At 67.7% G+C, this 16675-nt stretch carries 16 protein-coding genes and 2 pseudogenes; 12 read left to right on the forward strand and 6 right to left on the reverse strand.

Features of this window, described 5'->3' with window-relative positions:
* Positions 1-83 precede the first annotated feature (83 nt).
* Positions 84-311, forward strand: a pseudogene (locus OG448_RS30075) (transposase); the annotation flags it as partial.
* Here OG448_RS30075 and OG448_RS30080 read toward each other — a convergent pair.
* Positions 288-488, reverse strand: coding sequence for a hypothetical protein (locus OG448_RS30080; protein WP_405559070.1), 201 nt, complete (start codon positions 486-488; stop codon positions 288-290). The pseudogene OG448_RS30075 and the gene OG448_RS30080 sit on opposite strands and share 24 nt — an antisense overlap.
* Positions 489-910: 422 nt before the next feature.
* Between OG448_RS30080 and OG448_RS30085 the strand changes: the two genes are divergently transcribed.
* Positions 911-2146, forward strand: coding sequence for a PP2C family protein-serine/threonine phosphatase (locus OG448_RS30085; protein ID WP_405558505.1), 1236 nt, complete (start codon positions 911-913; stop codon positions 2144-2146).
* Between the two features lie 322 nt (positions 2147-2468).
* Here the strand turns inward: OG448_RS30085 and OG448_RS30090 are convergent, their stop codons facing one another.
* Positions 2469-2771, reverse strand: a complete 303-nt coding sequence (locus tag OG448_RS30090; protein WP_405558507.1) for a hypothetical protein — start codon at positions 2769-2771, stop codon at positions 2469-2471.
* Between the two features lie 188 nt (positions 2772-2959).
* Here OG448_RS30090 and OG448_RS30095 point away from each other — a divergent pair, with 188 nt between their 5' ends.
* Together OG448_RS30095 and OG448_RS30100 are read left to right on the forward strand one after the other, a co-directional pair.
* Positions 2960-3154, forward strand: coding sequence for a hypothetical protein (locus OG448_RS30095; protein ID WP_405558509.1), 195 nt, complete (start codon positions 2960-2962; stop codon positions 3152-3154).
* 850 nt (positions 3155-4004) lie between these two features.
* Positions 4005-4766 carry a maleylpyruvate isomerase family mycothiol-dependent enzyme gene (locus OG448_RS30100; protein ID WP_405558511.1) on the forward strand — a complete coding sequence of 254 codons (762 nt, stop codon included), beginning with the start codon at positions 4005-4007 and terminating at the stop codon, positions 4764-4766.
* 441 nt (positions 4767-5207) lie between these two features.
* On the opposite strand, the gene OG448_RS30105 is transcribed toward OG448_RS30100, so the two are convergent.
* The 3 genes and pseudogenes from OG448_RS30105 to OG448_RS30115 form a co-directional block, all read right to left on the reverse strand.
* The gene (locus OG448_RS30105) at positions 5208-6269 is read right to left on the reverse strand and encodes a cytochrome P450 (RefSeq protein ID WP_405558513.1); all 1062 of its coding nucleotides are present in this window, start codon (positions 6267-6269) and stop codon (positions 5208-5210) included.
* A gap of 134 nt (positions 6270-6403) precedes the next feature.
* Positions 6404-6484 (reverse strand): tryptorubin family RiPP precursor, encoded by an 81-nt coding sequence (locus tag OG448_RS30110; RefSeq protein WP_405559047.1) that lies wholly within the window; start codon positions 6482-6484, stop codon positions 6404-6406.
* A 503-nt stretch (positions 6485-6987) separates the two neighbouring features.
* Positions 6988-7074, reverse strand: a pseudogene (locus tag OG448_RS30115) (IS5/IS1182 family transposase); the annotation flags it as partial.
* A gap of 231 nt (positions 7075-7305) precedes the next feature.
* Here OG448_RS30115 and OG448_RS30120 point away from each other — a divergent pair.
* The 8 genes from OG448_RS30120 to OG448_RS30155 all read left to right on the forward strand — a co-directional run bounded on the left by OG448_RS30120 (position 7306) and on the right by OG448_RS30155 (position 15740).
* Positions 7306-8598, forward strand: a complete 1293-nt coding sequence (locus OG448_RS30120; RefSeq protein ID WP_405558514.1) for a helix-turn-helix domain-containing protein — start codon at positions 7306-7308, stop codon at positions 8596-8598.
* A 27-nt stretch (positions 8599-8625) separates the two neighbouring features.
* Entirely contained in the window at positions 8626-9381 is a 756-nt protein-coding gene (locus tag OG448_RS30125; RefSeq protein ID WP_405558516.1) for a toll/interleukin-1 receptor domain-containing protein, read from the forward strand.
* The gene (locus OG448_RS30130; RefSeq protein WP_405558517.1) at positions 9378-11366 is read left to right on the forward strand and encodes a hypothetical protein; all 1989 of its coding nucleotides are present in this window, start codon (positions 9378-9380) and stop codon (positions 11364-11366) included. Before OG448_RS30125 ends, OG448_RS30130 begins: the two co-directional genes overlap by 4 nt.
* The gene (locus OG448_RS30135) at positions 11363-12445 is read left to right on the forward strand and encodes a hypothetical protein (protein ID WP_405558519.1); all 1083 of its coding nucleotides are present in this window, start codon (positions 11363-11365) and stop codon (positions 12443-12445) included. The genes OG448_RS30130 and OG448_RS30135 overlap by 4 nt, the downstream gene beginning before the upstream one ends.
* 17 nt (positions 12446-12462) lie before the next feature.
* Complete coding sequence (locus OG448_RS30140; RefSeq protein ID WP_405558520.1) at positions 12463-12915, forward strand: hypothetical protein; 453 nt, start codon at positions 12463-12465, stop codon at positions 12913-12915.
* Positions 12916-13361: 446 nt separating this feature from the next.
* Positions 13362-14642, forward strand: a complete 1281-nt coding sequence (locus tag OG448_RS30145) for a helix-turn-helix domain-containing protein (RefSeq protein WP_405558522.1) — start codon at positions 13362-13364, stop codon at positions 14640-14642.
* A 148-nt stretch (positions 14643-14790) separates the two neighbouring features.
* Positions 14791-15354: a TetR family transcriptional regulator C-terminal domain-containing protein gene (locus tag OG448_RS30150; RefSeq protein ID WP_405558523.1), complete on the forward strand. Its 564-nt coding sequence runs from the start codon at positions 14791-14793 to the stop codon at positions 15352-15354.
* The gene (locus tag OG448_RS30155) at positions 15351-15740 is read left to right on the forward strand and encodes a tautomerase family protein (protein ID WP_405558525.1); all 390 of its coding nucleotides are present in this window, start codon (positions 15351-15353) and stop codon (positions 15738-15740) included. Before OG448_RS30150 ends, OG448_RS30155 begins: the two co-directional genes overlap by 4 nt.
* 255 nt (positions 15741-15995) lie before the next feature.
* On the opposite strand, the gene OG448_RS30160 is transcribed toward OG448_RS30155, so the two are convergent.
* Positions 15996-16634 carry an HD domain-containing protein gene (locus OG448_RS30160; RefSeq protein ID WP_405558527.1) on the reverse strand — a complete coding sequence of 213 codons (639 nt, stop codon included), beginning with the start codon at positions 16632-16634 and terminating at the stop codon, positions 15996-15998.
* Positions 16635-16675 lie beyond the last annotated feature (41 nt).

Consider the following 16675-nt stretch of genomic DNA (forward strand, 5'->3'; position numbering starts at 1 on the left):
ACTGTCTGCCGGGCTCACCCGCACGCGGCCAAGGCCAGGAAAGGGGGGGGGCACTCGACGAAACTGAACCCGTCGATCACGCACTCGGACGCTCACGGGGCGGCCTGAGCACGAAGGTTCACCTCGCCGCTGACGGTCATGCGCGGCCCTTGGCCCTGCATGTCACCGCGGGCCAGGCTGGCGACGCGCCTGCCTTCGAGACGGTCATGGCCCTCATCAGGGTCCCACGCACCGGCCTGGGCAGGCCACGAACGCGACCCGATGTCGTCCTTGCAGACCGGGCCTACTCATCCCGGGCGGAGCATTCCTTCCGTGTCGGGGTGATCGGCTCGGTGCTCGCCATGATGGAGGGCGTCGACCCGGCCCGGGTCGACCGGCCGGTGGTCCACCGGCAACAAATCCCCGGAGTCCGTGGCCCGTGCGACGCGCTTGAGCACGCCCATCTCGGAGATGAAGCTCGCGGGGCCCTTGGTGGTGTCTTCCCCCATGCGGTCCTCCGGTGTCAGCGGTTGTGATCGAAAACGTAGTGGACGTGGGCCAGCTCCCGCCGCGATCTCGCCGACAGCGCGGCCGCGCCGGGCGAGGCGCTGCTGATCGAACGCGAGACGGCTGTGCTCCCACACGACCAGCTCGCCGGCGCGAGCTGGGCACGGTAGCCGTCCTTCTCCAGACTTTGTCGTGTCTCATGAGACATGGGCCTGTTGAAACGACCGTTCGGGTCGGATGCGGCATAGCCTGTCGAGTCACGCGACCAGACAGCGGTGCCTCGAGGTGGACGCCGGGGTACGCGCGAGCCCGATTTGTCTCCGTGTACGTAAAGCTTGACCACGGTGCGTGACCTTGTGCAGATTGACGCCAGCTGTGGCGGTTCCCATGCTGGAGACGGGGCCGGTTAGAAGGGGCCGTGGTCATGAGCGGTGGGCAGAGTGGACTTCCCCGGCTGCTGACCGCAGCGGAGACGGCGGCGCCGGTGGACGCCGTCGCGGTGGTCGCTGAGGACCTGCGGCGGCGGTTCGGAGCCACGATGGTGTCATTTCTCATCGTGGACCTGACGGGAAAGGCGGTGGCGCGCCTGACCACTGCCGCCGGTGCGGAGGGTGGGCGGGAAGCGGAGCGGATCCCCATGCTCGGCAGCGTCTACGAGCAGGTGATCCGTACCCAGCGGCTGTTCCAGGAGGCGACCGGCCAGGGACAGCGGGTGATCGTGCCGGTCACCAACCGGGGGGACGCCATCGGGCTGCTGGAACTGCTCCTGCCCGCCGACATCGGCGACGACGTCCTTGACGAGGTCGGGGAAGCCGCCCACATCCTGGCCTACATCGTGATCGCCAACGGACGCTTCACCGACCTCTACACCTGGGGTAAACGTTCCAGGCCCCCCACACTGGCAGCTGAAATCCAGTACCAGCTCCTTCCCCCGTCACTGTCGTGCGAGGCCGCGCAGTTCACCTTGTGCGGGAGTTTGGAGCCCTCGGAAGACCTCAGCGGCGACACCTTCGACTACGCGCTGGACCGCGACATCCTGCACGTGTCGGTGACCGACCCCATGGGCCACGACATCGATTCCGCCCTGGCCGCCACCGTACTGGTGGGCGCCCTGCGCGGCGCCCGCCGCGCAGGAGCCGGCCTGGCCGAGCAGGCCCATCTGGCCGACCAGGCCCTGGCCGACCACGGCCACGGTCACGCCACCGGGCAACTGCTGCGCATAAACCTCCACACCGGTCGCGCTCAGCTCGTCAACGCCGGCCACCCCTGGCCACTACGCGTGCGCGACGGGACTGCCGAAGCGATCACCTGCGAGGCGGACCATCCCTTCGGGCTGCCCGTTTCCATGCCCCACCCCTACCGTGTTCAGGACCTCGATCTACGCTCCGGTGACCGTCTGCTCATGATGACCGACGGCATGCTCGAACGTCATGGGGAGACGGTCGACCTGCTCGCTCTGCTCAGGCGCACCCGGGATCTGCACCCACGGGAGGCGGCGCTGACGCTGACGTCCGCGGTACGGGACGCAGCCGGGGGCCGGCTCGCAGACGACGCCACGGTGATGTGCCTGGACTGGCACGGCCCCCAGGAGACCCTGCGGCACGTCAGCTCCGGCGCGGACACTCAGCAGGCTTCAGCCAGCCGCACGAAGCAGCCGTGACCAGGACGCTGCCTGGACGGTCCCACACGGCCAGTGCGTGGCTCGCGCCTCGCGCCTTCGTGCGCGAGCCTGAGTTCTCAGATTGCTAGGGGCTGTCGGCGGCTCCGACGACCTGTCGACCGAGACATCACGAGGTGTCTGGAGAACCGCCCCACTTTGGCTCGCCCGCCCAGCCCGGCCGCAGGCCAGGGTCGGGTACGGGGATGCTCAGCATCGGCTCCGCCAGCGTCCACGTCATGCCTGGGGTCTTCCACCAGGCCGTGGCATGTTGCGCACCTCCATCCGGCGGGCGCCCGTCTCGGAGCCGGAGGGCGGGGGGCGGTCAGGCGGCGCAGTCGAGGAAGTCGGCCACGGCGGGGACGTGGCGGTAGTCGGCGAGGTGCCCGCGTAGCTCGGTGAGCGTGGTGGTGGTACGGGCGGAGTCCACGCCGCCCATGGCGGTGATGACGTCGTGGCCGATGCCGAGGGCGGCGACCTCGTGTGGGTCATCGACCAGCGGGTCATCCGCCCCGGCCCCACCCCGCCGCCCCGCAAGCTCCACCTGGTCTACCGCCTCCACATCACCCCCGACGTCCGCGCCACCCTCGCCGAGCAGGAGCTGGACGAACAGCCAGACGGAAGCCACGAGGTCGGCGCCATCGAGTGGATCAACTTCCGCAAGACCGCCGACCTGCCCATCTTCCCGCCCATCGGACCCGCCCTCGCAGCCCTGGACAACCCCCGCGCCCTCGTCGGCAACGCCGCCCTGGACGCCGTCACGGAGGAACTACACCTGGGTGTGACCAGCCCCGCATCACCCAGCACGCCGCCGACATGCGGGAGCACGCGGGAGCAGTGCACGCCGCCGCTTGGGCTGCCGGAATTCCCGGCCGGCGCCCCCTGGACACCGTGCCCTACGGCGTGCCCAGGGCCGTCACCGACCGGGACACGGTCGCCGCCCTTGCCGCGTTCCTGTGCGCGCCCGCCGGCCCGGTCCTCATGTCCGAGGATGCCGCGCGCTACCGCTGAGGTCGCAGCACCAACAGCGGTGCTGGCCCAGGGTGCCGGCCGCGGCCGCCGAGCCCGGCCGCTCCACGCTCGACGCGCTCGAACGCGCCCTCGCCGAGCTGCGCTGACCAGCCCTGACTGCGTGAGGTGACGTGACGCGCCCATAGCGGGGGACTCGCGTCAGGTCACCTCGCCGCGAATCATCCCCCGGAGCCGCCGCGCCGCGCGTTGATAAGCGCCACGATGATGCCTCCCAGGGCGGTGATTACGGCCGCGATGACGATACTCATGTCTCCCCCTTCGTTAGGGACGCGGTAGTGCGTCCGAAAGCACCATCGCACGTCCGCTGCGGCTCGCCACCTAGCCCAAAGGGGCTGGTGGGAGGGGGTGTCTACCCCGTCGCGGCGTGCGGCCTTCCAGGGGCGTTTCACAGGATCTGCGACCGTTTCCGCATAGGGATCCTGCGGGAAAGGCTGCTGCCGGGAACGCCGGCGCAAACGACCACCGGCAACGCGTCCTCGCCCGGTGCGCCAGGGCCTACCACTTTCTGGAGCCGATGCCTGGCACTTTTTCCCGCCCGCCCCTACCAGGTCTCACTAGAAGGCACGATGCCCTGCAGGCATCCCGTGGCAGTCGGCAGGAATGGCGCCGACGCTGCTGCCTGACCGGCGGCAACGGCTCGACCCGCCCCCACAGGTCATCCGACACCATCCACGAAGGACCGTTGCCCTTCCCCACGACTCGTTCAACGAGCCAGCGAGGAAGGGGATATGGCTACGACCAGGCCTTCTATCAGGTGCTCTGACTCCCGCAGCTGACGGCCCGGGAAATAGGGGTGCGGTCGGCTGAGCTGGGGTGGTAGGCAGACGATGTGACAGAGAGTCTTGAGTTTTCCGCCCTGTTGCAACTGATCGACGAGGGGTCAGCTGCGTTCCGGAGTGCGGTTGCCGCCGCGCCCGGCCTTGACGCGCCGGTGCCGTCCTGCCCCGAGTGGACGTTGTTCGAGCTGGTGCAGCACCTGGGTAGGGGCCAGCGCTGGTGGGCCGCGATCGTCGCCGCGGGCCCGGCCGCGGCTCCGCCGGCCAAGGATGCCGCGGAGGTGCCGCGCGATCTCGATGCGCTGCTGGCCTGGTACGCCGAGTCGAACGAGCTGCTGCTGAGTGCGCTGCGCGAGGCTGGGCCGGAGCGCGAGTGCTGGACATGGTGGAGCGCCGGCGTGTCCCCGGCGAATGCCTGGGGCGTTGCCCGGCGCCGGGTGCACGAGGTGCTGGTGCACACCTACGACGCCCAGCTCGCCGCAGGAGACGTGCAGCCGATGCCGGCGGACGTCGCCATCGACGGCGTGGCCGAGTTTCTCGACACCTGCAACTCCACCCCGGCTGCGTGGCCGCACGAGGCCGCCACCATCCACTACCACGCCACCCAGGGCCGCTCCTGGCTCCTCGCGCTGGACGGCACCGGCGCCTGGCCCGCACCCCTCACGAACGACGCCGCCCCTCCCTCCGTTTCGGCCACGGGCACGGCCGAGCAGCTGCTCCTCTTCATGTGGGGTCGCCTCATGCTGAGCGACCTGAAGATCGAGGGAGACCCGCAGGTGTTCGAGCAGCTGATCGCCTGGGAGCCCGAGGAGTAGCCAGCCAATACCGCTAGTGGACAACCCCGATGACGTCCGCGCCGGCGAACATCGCGAACAACTCCGCCTCCGCGCGGCGGACGGCCAGTACAACCTCGTACAGCTCGGGCCCAAGCGCCTCCCGCAGCACTGCCGATTCAACGAGGAAGGGGATATGGCTACGACCAGGCTTTCTGTTAGGTGCTCTTAGTTGCTGGCGCGCAGCCGAGAGTAGGTCAAGGCGGTGCCCCGCAGACCTGCCCTCGGAAGGACCGGTCAGCGCCAGGCGGCGCAGACACGTAGGCGGCCGCCCTAGGCGTCGGGGCATGCCCGAGACGTGTAGCCCGGCCCGTCGTAGAACGTGCCGTGCTGGCCCATGACGCTGGATGTCACGCTGGTGGAACCCGAGTTGGTGGAGGAAGTCGGTGTCGATGTCGCTCGAGACGCCGCCGGCCAGTGGCGTCACCCTCGCGCTCGGGTGGCCCGGACCATGCGCACGTCCTCGACACCCAGGAGGCCGAGGAGCGGCACCTTGCCTGTGCTCTGCTCGGGGTCGACCATGAGCCCCGACTGGCGCACGTGGTCCAGGAGCAGTTCAGCGAGCGGCATGACCATGTGCCGACCCCAGCAGCGCTCGGAGGAGTGGCCGAAGGGGAGGTATCCGGGGGTGTTGTCGGGGTCCAGGTCGTCCCAACGTTCGGGGCGGAAGCTCTCGGGGTCGTCCCAGAGGCCCGGGTCGCGGTGGGACAGCAGTGGCAGCACGAGCACGTCGTCGCCGGCGCCTATCCGTTCGTCGATGGCGGGGTACTCGGGCGAGGCGTTGCGCAGGATGTTCCAGGAGGGTGGCAGCAGGCGCAGCGACTCCAGGATGATGTTCCGGTTCGGCATCGCATCGTCGAACGGGGCTCCCAGCCACAGGGCGTTGGCGACGAGCGTGGAGATGGTGAAGCACACCGGTGCGGCGGCCCTGCGGTACATGCCCATGGCGTACCGGCGCTCCTGGTAGCCGGCGGCCTCGGCCGTCCGGGCGGCCAGTCCGGTGAGGCCCTCGTCGCCGGGTCGGGGCCAGCCGGGCAGCGCGGCGCCCATGGCGATGACCGTCCAGGTGAGCTTGGGCGTCAGTTCCAGATAGCGGCTCATGAGCATGCGCAGCCGGTAGGGGTCACCGCTCAGGATGATGTCCCGCAGGAAGAGGTGCCCGGTCAGCGGCCAGGAGCCCGACAGGTCGACGGTCTCGGGCAGTGGACCGGTCAGGGCCCGGCGTACGTCGTTGCCGATGGTGCGGGTCACCGAGGACGCCTCGGTGCGTGTGATGGAGCGGCCGTGCAGCGGCTTGAACGTCGGCCGTTCCGATTCCGTGGCCCGGCGCGCAGCGAGCACACGGTCGATGATCTCCGGTCCGGCGACCCCGATCGTGTCCGGTTCCAGACGGAAGACGTCCTGGCCGAGGTGACCGCTGATGAGTGCGGCCAGCCGCGGGGCGAACACGGTGGTGCGTGTACGCGTGGCGGATGACGACGGCATGCGTTCTCCGGTGCGGTCGGCGACGGGGCCGGTCGGGTGCTCGACGGGCGGGGAGGGGAGACACGGCGGCGGGCGTCGTCGTCCGGTGGCCCGCTTGGGGGAGCACCGGACAACGATGTCGGACCGCCGCTGGATCAGTACCAGATGTACCAAGCGCTGGCCTTCAGACTCTTACCGGCAGCGACCTTGTTGCGAATGGCGAAGAGAAGCTTCATCGACACACCTCCGTGTGGAATGGGGAACGCCGGGAGACTTCCCTGGTCCGATCATCGGATATGCGCCACCGCTCCCCAAAACTTCTCCTACGGCGATTTTCAGGCATCTCGCGGCGGCTTCGCACGCCTCGGAGATCGCACCCCTGGGTAGAAGCAGGAAGTCCGGCCAGGTTCCCCTGCCGTCACGGGAAGAGAGGGCGCAAGGGGCGCGCGACGACATCCCGCCCCGGCGGCGCGTGAGATGAACTCGCGCCCCGCGCCGGCATGTTCGTGACCGCCAGGTTGGCCGGATATGGCGTCAACCCTTTATGAGTGGCTTGTCGTTCGATGGAGCTTTGGTCTCCCGTCCGCCGACGGCGCCCACCGGAATCGCGTCACGCGAGTGGCCGTCACCGCAACGCGGTCAGTACGACTCCTGAAAATCCTGAGACCGCCACCCGGACACGCGACGCGCGTGCAGGGGCATCGGCTTCAGGGCTTGGCGGTCGTGTGCGTTGGCCGCGGAGAGGCAGTTCGTCCGCGTCGGACGGGACGTGCATCTTGGAACCCGGCTTGCCCCGGTCCACGGGGCTCGGACCCGTGAGGTCGCCCCATTCTTTGGGCGTAGCTCATGCGGGACTGACTGTCGTAGGTGTAGGAGATCGTCTTGTCGGCGCCCGGGTCGGTGCGTCAATGATGTTCCAAGATCAGTCCCATACGGCGTTCCATCCGTGGGGAGGAAACGGGAAACAGCACTGTTCGTCTTGTCCGTCCGGGTGGGGTTGCCGCAGTCTTTCGTGCGGTAACCCCGTTCACCTGGATGGATGGTTATGGAGGTTTCCGTGCCACAGCCGTCCGCCGCGTTCGGCGAGGAGCTGAGAAGACGGCGGTTGGACGCCGGTCTCAGTCTCACCGCATTGTCTGCCGCCGTGCACTACAGCAAAGCGCAGCTGAGCAAGGTCGAACGGGGCCTCAAGGCGCCCAGTCGCGATCTTGCCCGACTGTGCGACGCCGTCCTTAGAGCCGGCGGAGCACTCATCGCTCTGGTCACTCCGCCCGCCGCTGACGCGCCTGACGGGCCGGTGCTGGGCGGGATCGACGAGGAGGAGTGGATGATGCAGCTGTCACCAGGCGGTCCGAACTGGTTCCAGCCTGTGGGCCGGCGGCAGGTCGTAAGCGCCGGCGCCGCATCGCTGTTGAGGTGGAACAAGGGTGGTCAGGGAGCCGTCTCCCCGGCTGCCGGGGAAGGCATGCTGGAAGCGTCCCGCTCTCTGTTCACGCATTACAGGCGGCTCGGCCAGAGCGTCGAGCCCGGCTTCCTGCTGTCGGGTCTGATCGCGCAGACGCACACGCTGCGGGAGCTGTCCGCGCACACCGATTCCCGCACATGTCAGGAGCTGCTGGCGCTCGGCTCCCGCTACGCCGAGTACATCGGCTGGCTGGTGCAGGAGACCGGAGACGAACAAGCCGCGCTGTGGTGGACGCAGCGCGCAGTGGATCTCGCGGCTGCCGGCGGTGACCGCGCACTGGCCGGGTACGCGCTGGTCCGCCGGGCGCTGGTCACGCTGTACCAGGACGACGCGGGACAGACCGTCGCCCTTGCACACCGCGCGCAGAGCGGCCGGCTCCCGCCGCGGATCCGCGGGCTGGCCGCGCAGCGTGAGGCACAGGGGCACGCACTCGCAGGTGACCGCGATGCATGCCTGCGTGCCCTGGACCGGGCCCGGGCATTGCTGGCCCGCCAGGACGGCGATGCCGACGAACCGGTGATCGGCAGCATGCACCTGCCCGACTCGGTCGGCATGGTCACCGGCTGGTGCATGCTCGACCTCGGCCGGCCGCGGGAAGCGGCGGAGGAACTTGACCGGCAACTGGCACGAGTCTCACCCGAGGCGGTACGTACGCAGGTGCGCTACGGCGTCCGCCGCGCGCTCGCTCATGCGTCGGATGGCCAGATCGACCAGGCCTGTGCGCTGACCGCGCCCCTCCTCGACGGAGCGGCGGCGGTCCGGTCCGCGACCGTCGCGATCGACCTCCGGCGACTCGCCCGCGTCCTGGCCCGCCACTCCGATCACGCCGCCGTACGCCAACTTGCCCCGCGGCTCGGCACGTTAGCGCGTTTTCCGACCTCCTGAAGATGAAGAAGAAAGGCCTGGTCAGTCATGACCGACGTGTTCATCAACTACCGCACGGGGGACGGCGACAAGACCGCCGCCCTGATCGACCAGGAACTGTCGGGCCGCTTCGGCCAAAAGCGCATCTTCCGCGCTTCGAAGTCCATCCCCCCGGGCCACGCCTACCCCGACGCCCTGCTGACTGGTGTGCGGCGCAGCTCAGTGTTGCTGGCTGTCATCGGACCCGGCTGGACGAGCTTCCAGACTCGGCTGCGTGACCCGGAGGACTGGGTACGCAAGGAGATCCTGGAGGCGTTCGCCTGCGGCATAGCGATCGTTCCCGTGCTGGATGGCCGGAAGACGGACCGGCTGAACAAGGCGGACCTGCCGGGCGAGCTAGCGCGGCTGGCCGACCTCCAGTCCATACCGTTTGACACGCACGACACCGAGACGGGCCTGAAACGCCTCGGCGACCTGGTGGCCGAGCTAGTCCCTGGCCTGCATGACCGTGACCGGGAAGCTGCCTCGCTACCCGCCCCTGCCGCCGTGAGGAACTCGATCGGAGACGTGAGCGGGACAGCTGTACAGAGCCGGGACTTCACCGGAGACGTCGGTACCACTGTCATCAAGGACTCACACGGCCCTGTGCACACGGGACAGGGCAACATCTACCAACACTCGCGTCACGTGTCGGGCGACCGTCACTTCTCCGGCAACGGGATAACCTACTTCGAGGGCGACCATCACGGCGACATCCAGCACAGGTTCGGCGAGCCGGACCGACGCGAGGACGAGGACCGGTGAGCGAGCACATCCGCACGCGGGTCGAAAGTCCGCACGCCCCTATGCACACCGGCAGCGGCGACCTCTACGTCACCATCGGCACTCAGCTGCAAGACCCGGACAGACCCACCTTCCGCCGCCTCGCCGACGACCACCTCGCCTGGCTCAGACAAGTGCTGGTCGCCCCGGCCGGCATGGGAGCGGCCCGCCACAAGCTGACCGACACCGGCACCGTGATCCTGGACGGTCCTCCGGGCAGCGGTCGCACCTCGGTGGCCCGGGTACTCCTTCGGGAGTACGACCTGGGAACCGGCGTCTTCCACGAACTACTGCCGGACGACGAAGACGAGCTGTCCCTCAGTAACCCGGCTCTGGTAGGGAACGGCGACCGACTGCTGCTGGACCTGTCGGCAGCTACCGCCATCCAGTGGGCCGCAGCCCGGGCGGATCTCTCCGCCCTCCGCAAGGCCGTCCACGAACAGTACGCGCACCTGGTCGTCGTCATGCCCCACGGGCATTCCCTCGACCCCGACCTGCAGCACTACCGCATCAAGATCGACCCCCCGGACGGCTTGCAGGTCCTCCAGCGACATCTCCGCGTGCACGGGGTGCCCTACGAGCCCGTCCCGACCGTCACCGCATTTCTGGCCGAGGCCCGGTCAATGAGGGAGATCGCCGACTTCGCCGACCTCGTGCGACGGTCCCGCGAGGTCGCCGGCACCGATGAGGGTTTCGCGCAGTGGTGCGCAGCCGCCCGCAGAGCACGGGACGACCGCCGCGCGGAGATCACCACGCTTGCTGCCAAACTACGTGAGGGCCCGCAGCGGGCCCTGCTTCTTACCGTGGCCATGCTGCATGGAGCTCACGCCGACGTTGTCCACCGGGCAACCCAACTCCTGCTGCATACGCTCAAGTCCCCGCCCGAAGATCAGCCCTTGCTCGAGCGCAAAGACCTCGCGGAGCGACTGTCGGAGACATCCGCCAGCATCGGGCCGGACGGCCACGTCCACTTCACGGAGCTGGACTACGACGCCGCGGTCCGCGCCCATTTCTGGGACCACATGCCCGACCTACGACAGCCTCTGGGCACTTGGGTCGCGCGCAGCGTGGAGTCGACGGGCCCGTACGTCTCCCGGGAACTCCGAAACGGCCTGGTGGCACGGCTGGCCGAGCAGTATCTGCGGACCGGACGCGGAGAAGGCCTGGCCTTCCTGGCCGAGAACTGGAGCACCACGCCCGCGAGCCGGTCCCGACTGGAGGCCGCAGTGCACGCGCTCACCTGCGGCCTCAACGATCCTGCACAGGGCAGGAACTTTCGCCAATGGATCTACCAATGGTGTGCTCAGCGGCAGCTCAAAGGGGAGTTCGCTCAGGTCCTCGTCCAGGTCTGCGCGGATGTCATCGCCGCCAGCCACCCCGACCAGGCTCTGTTCCGCCTCTACCACCTGGCCCGCCGCGAGCGGGACACGACCCGTGCCCTGCAAGCGCTGGTCGACCTGGTGGCAACGAGCAGTCGGCTGCGCCGACGCCTGCTCGACCGCCTCGAACGCTCCTCCCTCTCGCCGGCAGAACTCCGTATCTTCCTGCCGGTCTGCGACCCTGAGCCACTGACTGCTCCGTACGACAACGGACGCGCCTTGATCGACGAGAACGGCGCACGCGAGTCCTTGACCAGCGGCTGGCGAGCGGTGCTCAAAGGGCTGCCCGGTGCGACGTGGCACCCGTATGCGGAACGCTGGCTGCACACGGCGACCGACACCGGACACTGCGGTGACCTGCTGCTCGACCTCCTCGTCGCTGCTGCCGACCAGTGTGACGATCAACGCGGAATGGCCTTCGCCGCACTGTATGCGAGCGCCCGTGCCGCAGAGCGCACAGCTCCCCACGGGACCGCCCGCGCCGCACTGACCACGGACCGACTGCTGCAGAAAATTTCCACGGCTCAGGGCCTCGGTCGGCTCACTGTGCCAGCGCCAATGACATCAACTGGGGGGAGCACACCATGACGACCGGCTCCAGGACGACGACCGTCTTCCTCACCATCCTTTGCGGCCTGCTGTTCAGCATCCTCGGTCTGGCACAGGAGTGGCCCGCGTATGCCTGGCCCGCCCTGGCCGTCCTCCTCGTCGTAGTTCCCGCAGCGATCTTCAAGATCGCTGCGGTGCGCCGTGGCTCCATGCCCGTCGACCTTGAGGAACAACGCACTGCGCCGCCCGTCGAACGCTGGGTACACCACGTCAGCCGTGTGGCGTTGCCCAGCCAGTGGGCCGACTACGACTTCATGTTCTCGGCCACTGTCCGGTGGTATCCCCTCGAGGCGCCCGGCAACGATCCCGTTCTCAATCCAGCCGGCCTCGCTGTCGAAGCAGTCCTGAACCGTGCCCGCGCGATCACTGAACAACGGGAACCCGGCCGCCCCTCGCTCGCCCAGCACGAACTGAGTGGTGCACTCAGCAGAATGTGCCCAGAGCCCACCGGACACCTTCAGGTCATGGCGGAGGACATCACACTTGTCCTTCGCGAGCACGACCAGGAGCGGCTGGAAAGACTCGCCGAAGTACGCAAAGACAAGGCGGTCTGGGAGCACCAGCGCAAGTACGAGCAGAGCAAGCGCGCATACCTGAGCGAGGACGTGCTCAAGGACACCGGAAGTGCGGTCGTCTGGTGGCTCGCCAGGAACGACGACCAAGTGGACAAGGCCGTAGCGGACCTCGGTCTGCTGGCTCAGCTCACGTCCGCCGCCAACGACACCGACGTGCCCGTACGGCTGCGCGATTTCATACCCCGCCCGCACGGTGAGGCACCTGGTGCAGGTCTCCTACAGGGAGGGCCTGCGCCGGTGGAACTACAACCGACAGCCGCGGACCACTTCGAGACCTTCCTCAGCAGCATGGGATTCACGGACGGAGACGTTCGGCGAACGATCCTGGCCAAACAGATCGCCGACATCATCAGGACACAGGACCAGCACGAGACAGCTGACGACCTACTGCGCAGGTTCGACCAGCCGGCGAGGTTCACACCGGATGACGATGAGCCGCCAGCTTCCGCAGGCGACACGAACAATGAGAAGCCCGCAAGTTGACTTGGAGGAGGACAACAATGGACAGCGAGCTGGCCGCCCTCGCCGCATCCGGAGCAACCACCCTGGTCTCGCTCCTGGTCACCGACTCCTGGACACACGCCCGGGACCTCGTTCGAGAATTCTTCTCGCGCAGCGGCGCAGACGTCACCGCGATCACCGACCTGGACACCGCTCGGTCCCAGCTGCTCGCAGCCGAGGCGACAGAGAACACGCAAAACATCCGTGACCTCACCGAACAGTGGCACACCTACCTGCTGCAACGCCTTCTGCAAGCAGGCTCCACCACTGGCGACGACCTGCGCGACCTGCTCACCTCCTTGCAGCCGCTCGCGACCAACCCAGATCTACAACCGAGCACCGTCCATAACGACATCAGCGGCGGAGTCCAGCATGGCCCCGTCATCCAATCGGGCCGGATTGCCGGACTCACCTTTCACGTCCACCATGCCCCCGCTCCAACACAGAAGTGAACTGAGGCATCGGCAGGGACCGCGATGCTTCACCACGTTCACGATGCCCAGGAATGGCACGGCACATCGGCTGACTGCCCGTGACCGGAACACCGGCACCCCAAAACCGCTGACCGTCACCCCCAGGGACCGAATGCCCGCCACCCGTAGTCCCGGAAGCCCACGTTGCCGGCGCCAATCCGCTTGGCTTGGCGGAGCTGGATGCGAGCGGGCGGGGTGTCACTTCCCGTGCTGGTCCTGCAGTTCTTGGCGATGCGCCGCGCCAAGGGTGTCGTGGAAATTTTGTGAAGGCGCACATCGAGACCCGGGCGGAACGATGTGGCAGGCCCGCACGACCTCGCGAGTTGCGTTGAGGACGACGGCGCTCACGGCGCCGTCGTCGGGCCACTACCTTGTGAAGCCGGAGCCAGTGATCAAAGGACTTCGCAGCAGGCGGTAGGAGCGTCATGCTGATCGCCATGCCGAACCTTGCACACCCCATTTTCAGTGCTCCAGTCGACGCGGTCGACTCCGAGATGGTCCGCGGTTTCCTCGAGCTTGGCCTGGAGGAGAGCTTCACCCTGGACTACAAGCGCAACATTGATCCCGTAGCGGAGACGGCCGCTGCGATGGCGAACAGCTACGGCGGCATAATCCTCGTCGGTGTCGATCCCGATCCCAAGAACACCAACTTGGGCGGCAAGTTGGTCGGAGTCGCGCCGAGCGAAAAGGACCGGCTGGTGAGCAAGATGGCCAACCAGTACGAGCCGCCCGGCTGGACGCCCGACGTTATCCCCGTGACCGTCGACGGCAAGCATCTTCTCGTGGTCCGAGTCGACCACCACAGCGCACCTCGACCGCTGGTCAACAAGCACCAGATTAAGATCCGTCTGGATGGCAGCAACCAGTACGCCGATCTCCGCATGATCCATGCCCTGTTCCAGCAAGGCGCCGTCCCGGCCCCTTCCTACAGCAGCGATCCGCGATTCTCGCCTGCCCACACGGCGACCCCCTACCAAGGCGTTGAGGAGCCGGCCGTGTTCATCCGTGCGGCAACCTCTATGTTCTTGCGCCCCGATGCTGGACGCCTCAGGCTCCACGGCACCACAGTCGATGCACTCATTCAGGCGCTTTCTGCACCCAGCTACACCGGGTCCGGCGAACTTTCCGAGCCGCTTCACACGCTGCTCCAGCAGGTAGGGAAGCATCCCTATGTGCAGCCGTGGTGGATCGATCCCTCCCACGGGCACGGCCGCTTCGTCCGCATCTCGGCTGGGCACGACCGCTCTCTGGCTGGGCAGGCTCGGATGGAGCTGACGTGTACCGTCACTCTGGCCAACAGCGGCAGCAGTCTGGACGTGTTCTTCGACATCGCCACCTGGACGGCCGGTCAGAAAGTCGCGGGCGACCTCTGGGTACAGGCGTGCTACGAGGCGGTGCACGCACTCCTGTCGAACGCGTTGCCAGCGCTCACCGAAAGCCTGCTCGGCTCCGCACCGGTTCCCCCGCCCCCCACCGAACTCCACATCAGCAGCCCTGCGGATTTGCAATTCGGGCTGAGGAACTACCTGAACACCGACGCTCTCGGCTCCCGCACTGGTGCCGGCACGCTGCGCCCCGCCGGTGAGTACTTGCCCGAAGATCTCGTGAGCCGCGGAGACCTTGCCGCTGCCGTTGCCGAGACGCTGCGAAACATCGCGCTCGACTGGCGGTACCTGCACCCTGAGCTTCCGACGCTTAGGGTTTGATGCCTGTGGTCCCGCACCAGTTGTACTGGTGCGGGACCACAGGCACACCAGCTTCAGGCCCGCGAACGGGGCTCTGGACTAAATGGTGCGGGACAGCACGTTGTTGACAGAGCGAGGTTCTGTACCTAGTAGTGTGTACAGTCTTGCCATGACCAACCGTGATCGACTTCTCGGAAGCGCAAGAGTCCTGCTCTGGGACCGGGGCTACGTCGGAACCAGTCCCGCAGCGATCCAGCAGCACGCAAATGCGGGGCAGGGCAGCATGTACCACCACTTTGAGGGCAAGCGAGGGCTTGCGATCGAAGCACTCACTGAGACAACGCAGGACATGCGGCGGCGAGCGGAGGCGACCCTCGACAGTTCCGCGCCGGCGTTGGATCGGGTCATCGCCTACCTGCGCCTTGAGCGGGATGCCTTGCGAGGCTGCGCCGTTGGGCGGATGGCACTCGACCCGGATGTGGTCACCGATGACGCGCTGCGGCGCCCGGTAGAAGAGTTCTTCTCCTGGCTCACCGATCGTCTGCACCGGCTGCTGGACGAGGCACAGCGATCGGGCCAGATCGCGCCGCACCTTGTACCCGATGATGTGTCGGCTGCTCTGGTCGCGACCATCCAAGGGGGGTACGTGCTCGCCCGTGCCCAGCAGGACCCCCGAGCCATGACGGCTTCCATCGACGGGATCACTGCTCTCCTGACCCTCCAGGAGAGGTGATCGTTTTGCCGTTCGTCCGTATCGACGTACTGCGCATGCCGTCGGCCGAACTAGAAGCAGTCGGAAACGCTGTACAGCAGGCCCTCACCGAATCCATCGGAATCCCGCTCGACGACCGGTTCCAGGTCCTGACCAACCACGACGGCACGGCCGGAACGCTCCGGCACGGCACCTACCTTGAGATCCCGCGCGACGACGGCATCGTCTACATCGACATCACAATGCGGCGCGGCAGGACCGCCGAACAAAAGCGGCAGATGTACGCACAGGTGTGCCAGCGCCTCACGGAACAGACGCGAGTGGCACCCCACAACGTGTTCATCGTCGTCCACGAGAACCGTGAGGCCGACTGGTCGCTCGGCAATGGCCAAGCGCAGTATCTGTAGCTGTCCTGCGGCAGCCCCACCCCGACCCTCCTGACACATAGTCATCCCGAGAAAGGGCCCCGTGACCCACGCCACCTGGGGGTTTTGCGTGAAATGTCGGAGTCGGTGAAAGTCGTAGGAACGGGGCCTCGACGGGGCTAGAGTTGCAGGTCAGCGAGTCTGCTCCCCGCCCGCGCGGGGATGGTCCCCGCTTCAGGCGCGGCTCGTCGCTGATGACGGCGCCCCGCTGGACCACGTCGCCCTGAGCGGGACAGCTCACTCGGGCCAGGCGGAGTTCTGGATGACGTCGACGAAGTCGGTGCGGCGGAAGCCCGGGACGAAGTGCTCCAGGACGTCGGCGTTCACTGTGCCGAAGGTGGTGTCCGGGCGGTGCTTGAACCCGTCGGTGAACGCCTGGAGGATCTGCCGCTTGAAGTCGGGACGGGGGTGGGCCGCGGTGACCTCGTCGATCTGGGCCCGCGTGATCCTGCCCAGGTGCAGGCCGAGCACGTCGGTCTCCACGCCCGCCGTGGTGGCGGCGATCTCGGGGGCCAGCTTGTAGGGCACCTCCGGCGTGGTGTGCAGGGCGACGGCCTTCCACACGGTGTCGGCGTCGCCCTCGGAGTACCCGTGGCCCAGCAGGAACGCGCGGGCCTGGTCGGCGCCGTCCATCTCGAAGCGCTGGTCGTCGCTGCGGTACGGGGGCACCAGACCGGTGTCGTGGAACAGCGCGGCCACGTAGAGCAGTTCGGGGTCCGGTGCGAGGCCCAGCGCCTGCGCCTGGAGGCTGCCGAACAGGTACACGCGGCGGGAGTGGTGGAAGATCAGGGGCGGGGTCGTCTCCCGGACGAGTTCGGTCGCGGCCTGCGCCAGCGCGCTGTCCGGAACGGCCACACCGGCGATCTTTTCGCTCATGACGCTCTCCTCAGGGGGTGCTGAACGGCTGTCTTCGGTGC

Origin of the sequence: Streptomyces sp. NBC_01171, assembly GCF_045039805.1 — a bacterium.
Classification (GTDB): domain Bacteria; phylum Actinomycetota; class Actinomycetes; order Streptomycetales; family Streptomycetaceae; genus Streptomyces.

Excerpts from the sequence above, each read along its gene's own strand:
- OG448_RS30080 (WP_405559070.1), bottom strand. The coding sequence starts at position 488 with ATGGGGGAAGACACCACCAAGGGCCCCGCGAGCTTCATCTCCGAGATG.
- OG448_RS30085 (WP_405558505.1), top strand. The coding sequence starts at position 911 with ATGAGCGGTGGGCAGAGTGGACTTCCCCGGCTGCTGACCGCAGCGGAG.
- OG448_RS30095 (WP_405558509.1), top strand. The coding sequence starts at position 2,960 with ATGCGGGAGCACGCGGGAGCAGTGCACGCCGCCGCTTGGGCTGCCGGA.
- OG448_RS30105 (WP_405558513.1), bottom strand. The coding sequence starts at position 6,269 with ATGCCGTCGTCATCCGCCACGCGTACACGCACCACCGTGTTCGCCCCG.
- OG448_RS30110 (WP_405559047.1), bottom strand. The coding sequence starts at position 6,484 with ATGAAGCTTCTCTTCGCCATTCGCAACAAGGTCGCTGCCGGTAAGAGT.
- OG448_RS30125 (WP_405558516.1), top strand. The coding sequence starts at position 8,626 with ATGACCGACGTGTTCATCAACTACCGCACGGGGGACGGCGACAAGACC.
- OG448_RS30135 (WP_405558519.1), top strand. The coding sequence starts at position 11,363 with ATGACGACCGGCTCCAGGACGACGACCGTCTTCCTCACCATCCTTTGC.
- OG448_RS30140 (WP_405558520.1), top strand. The coding sequence starts at position 12,463 with ATGGACAGCGAGCTGGCCGCCCTCGCCGCATCCGGAGCAACCACCCTG.
- OG448_RS30145 (WP_405558522.1), top strand. The coding sequence starts at position 13,362 with ATGCTGATCGCCATGCCGAACCTTGCACACCCCATTTTCAGTGCTCCA.
- OG448_RS30150 (WP_405558523.1), top strand. The coding sequence starts at position 14,791 with ATGACCAACCGTGATCGACTTCTCGGAAGCGCAAGAGTCCTGCTCTGG.
- OG448_RS30160 (WP_405558527.1), bottom strand. The coding sequence starts at position 16,634 with ATGAGCGAAAAGATCGCCGGTGTGGCCGTTCCGGACAGCGCGCTGGCG.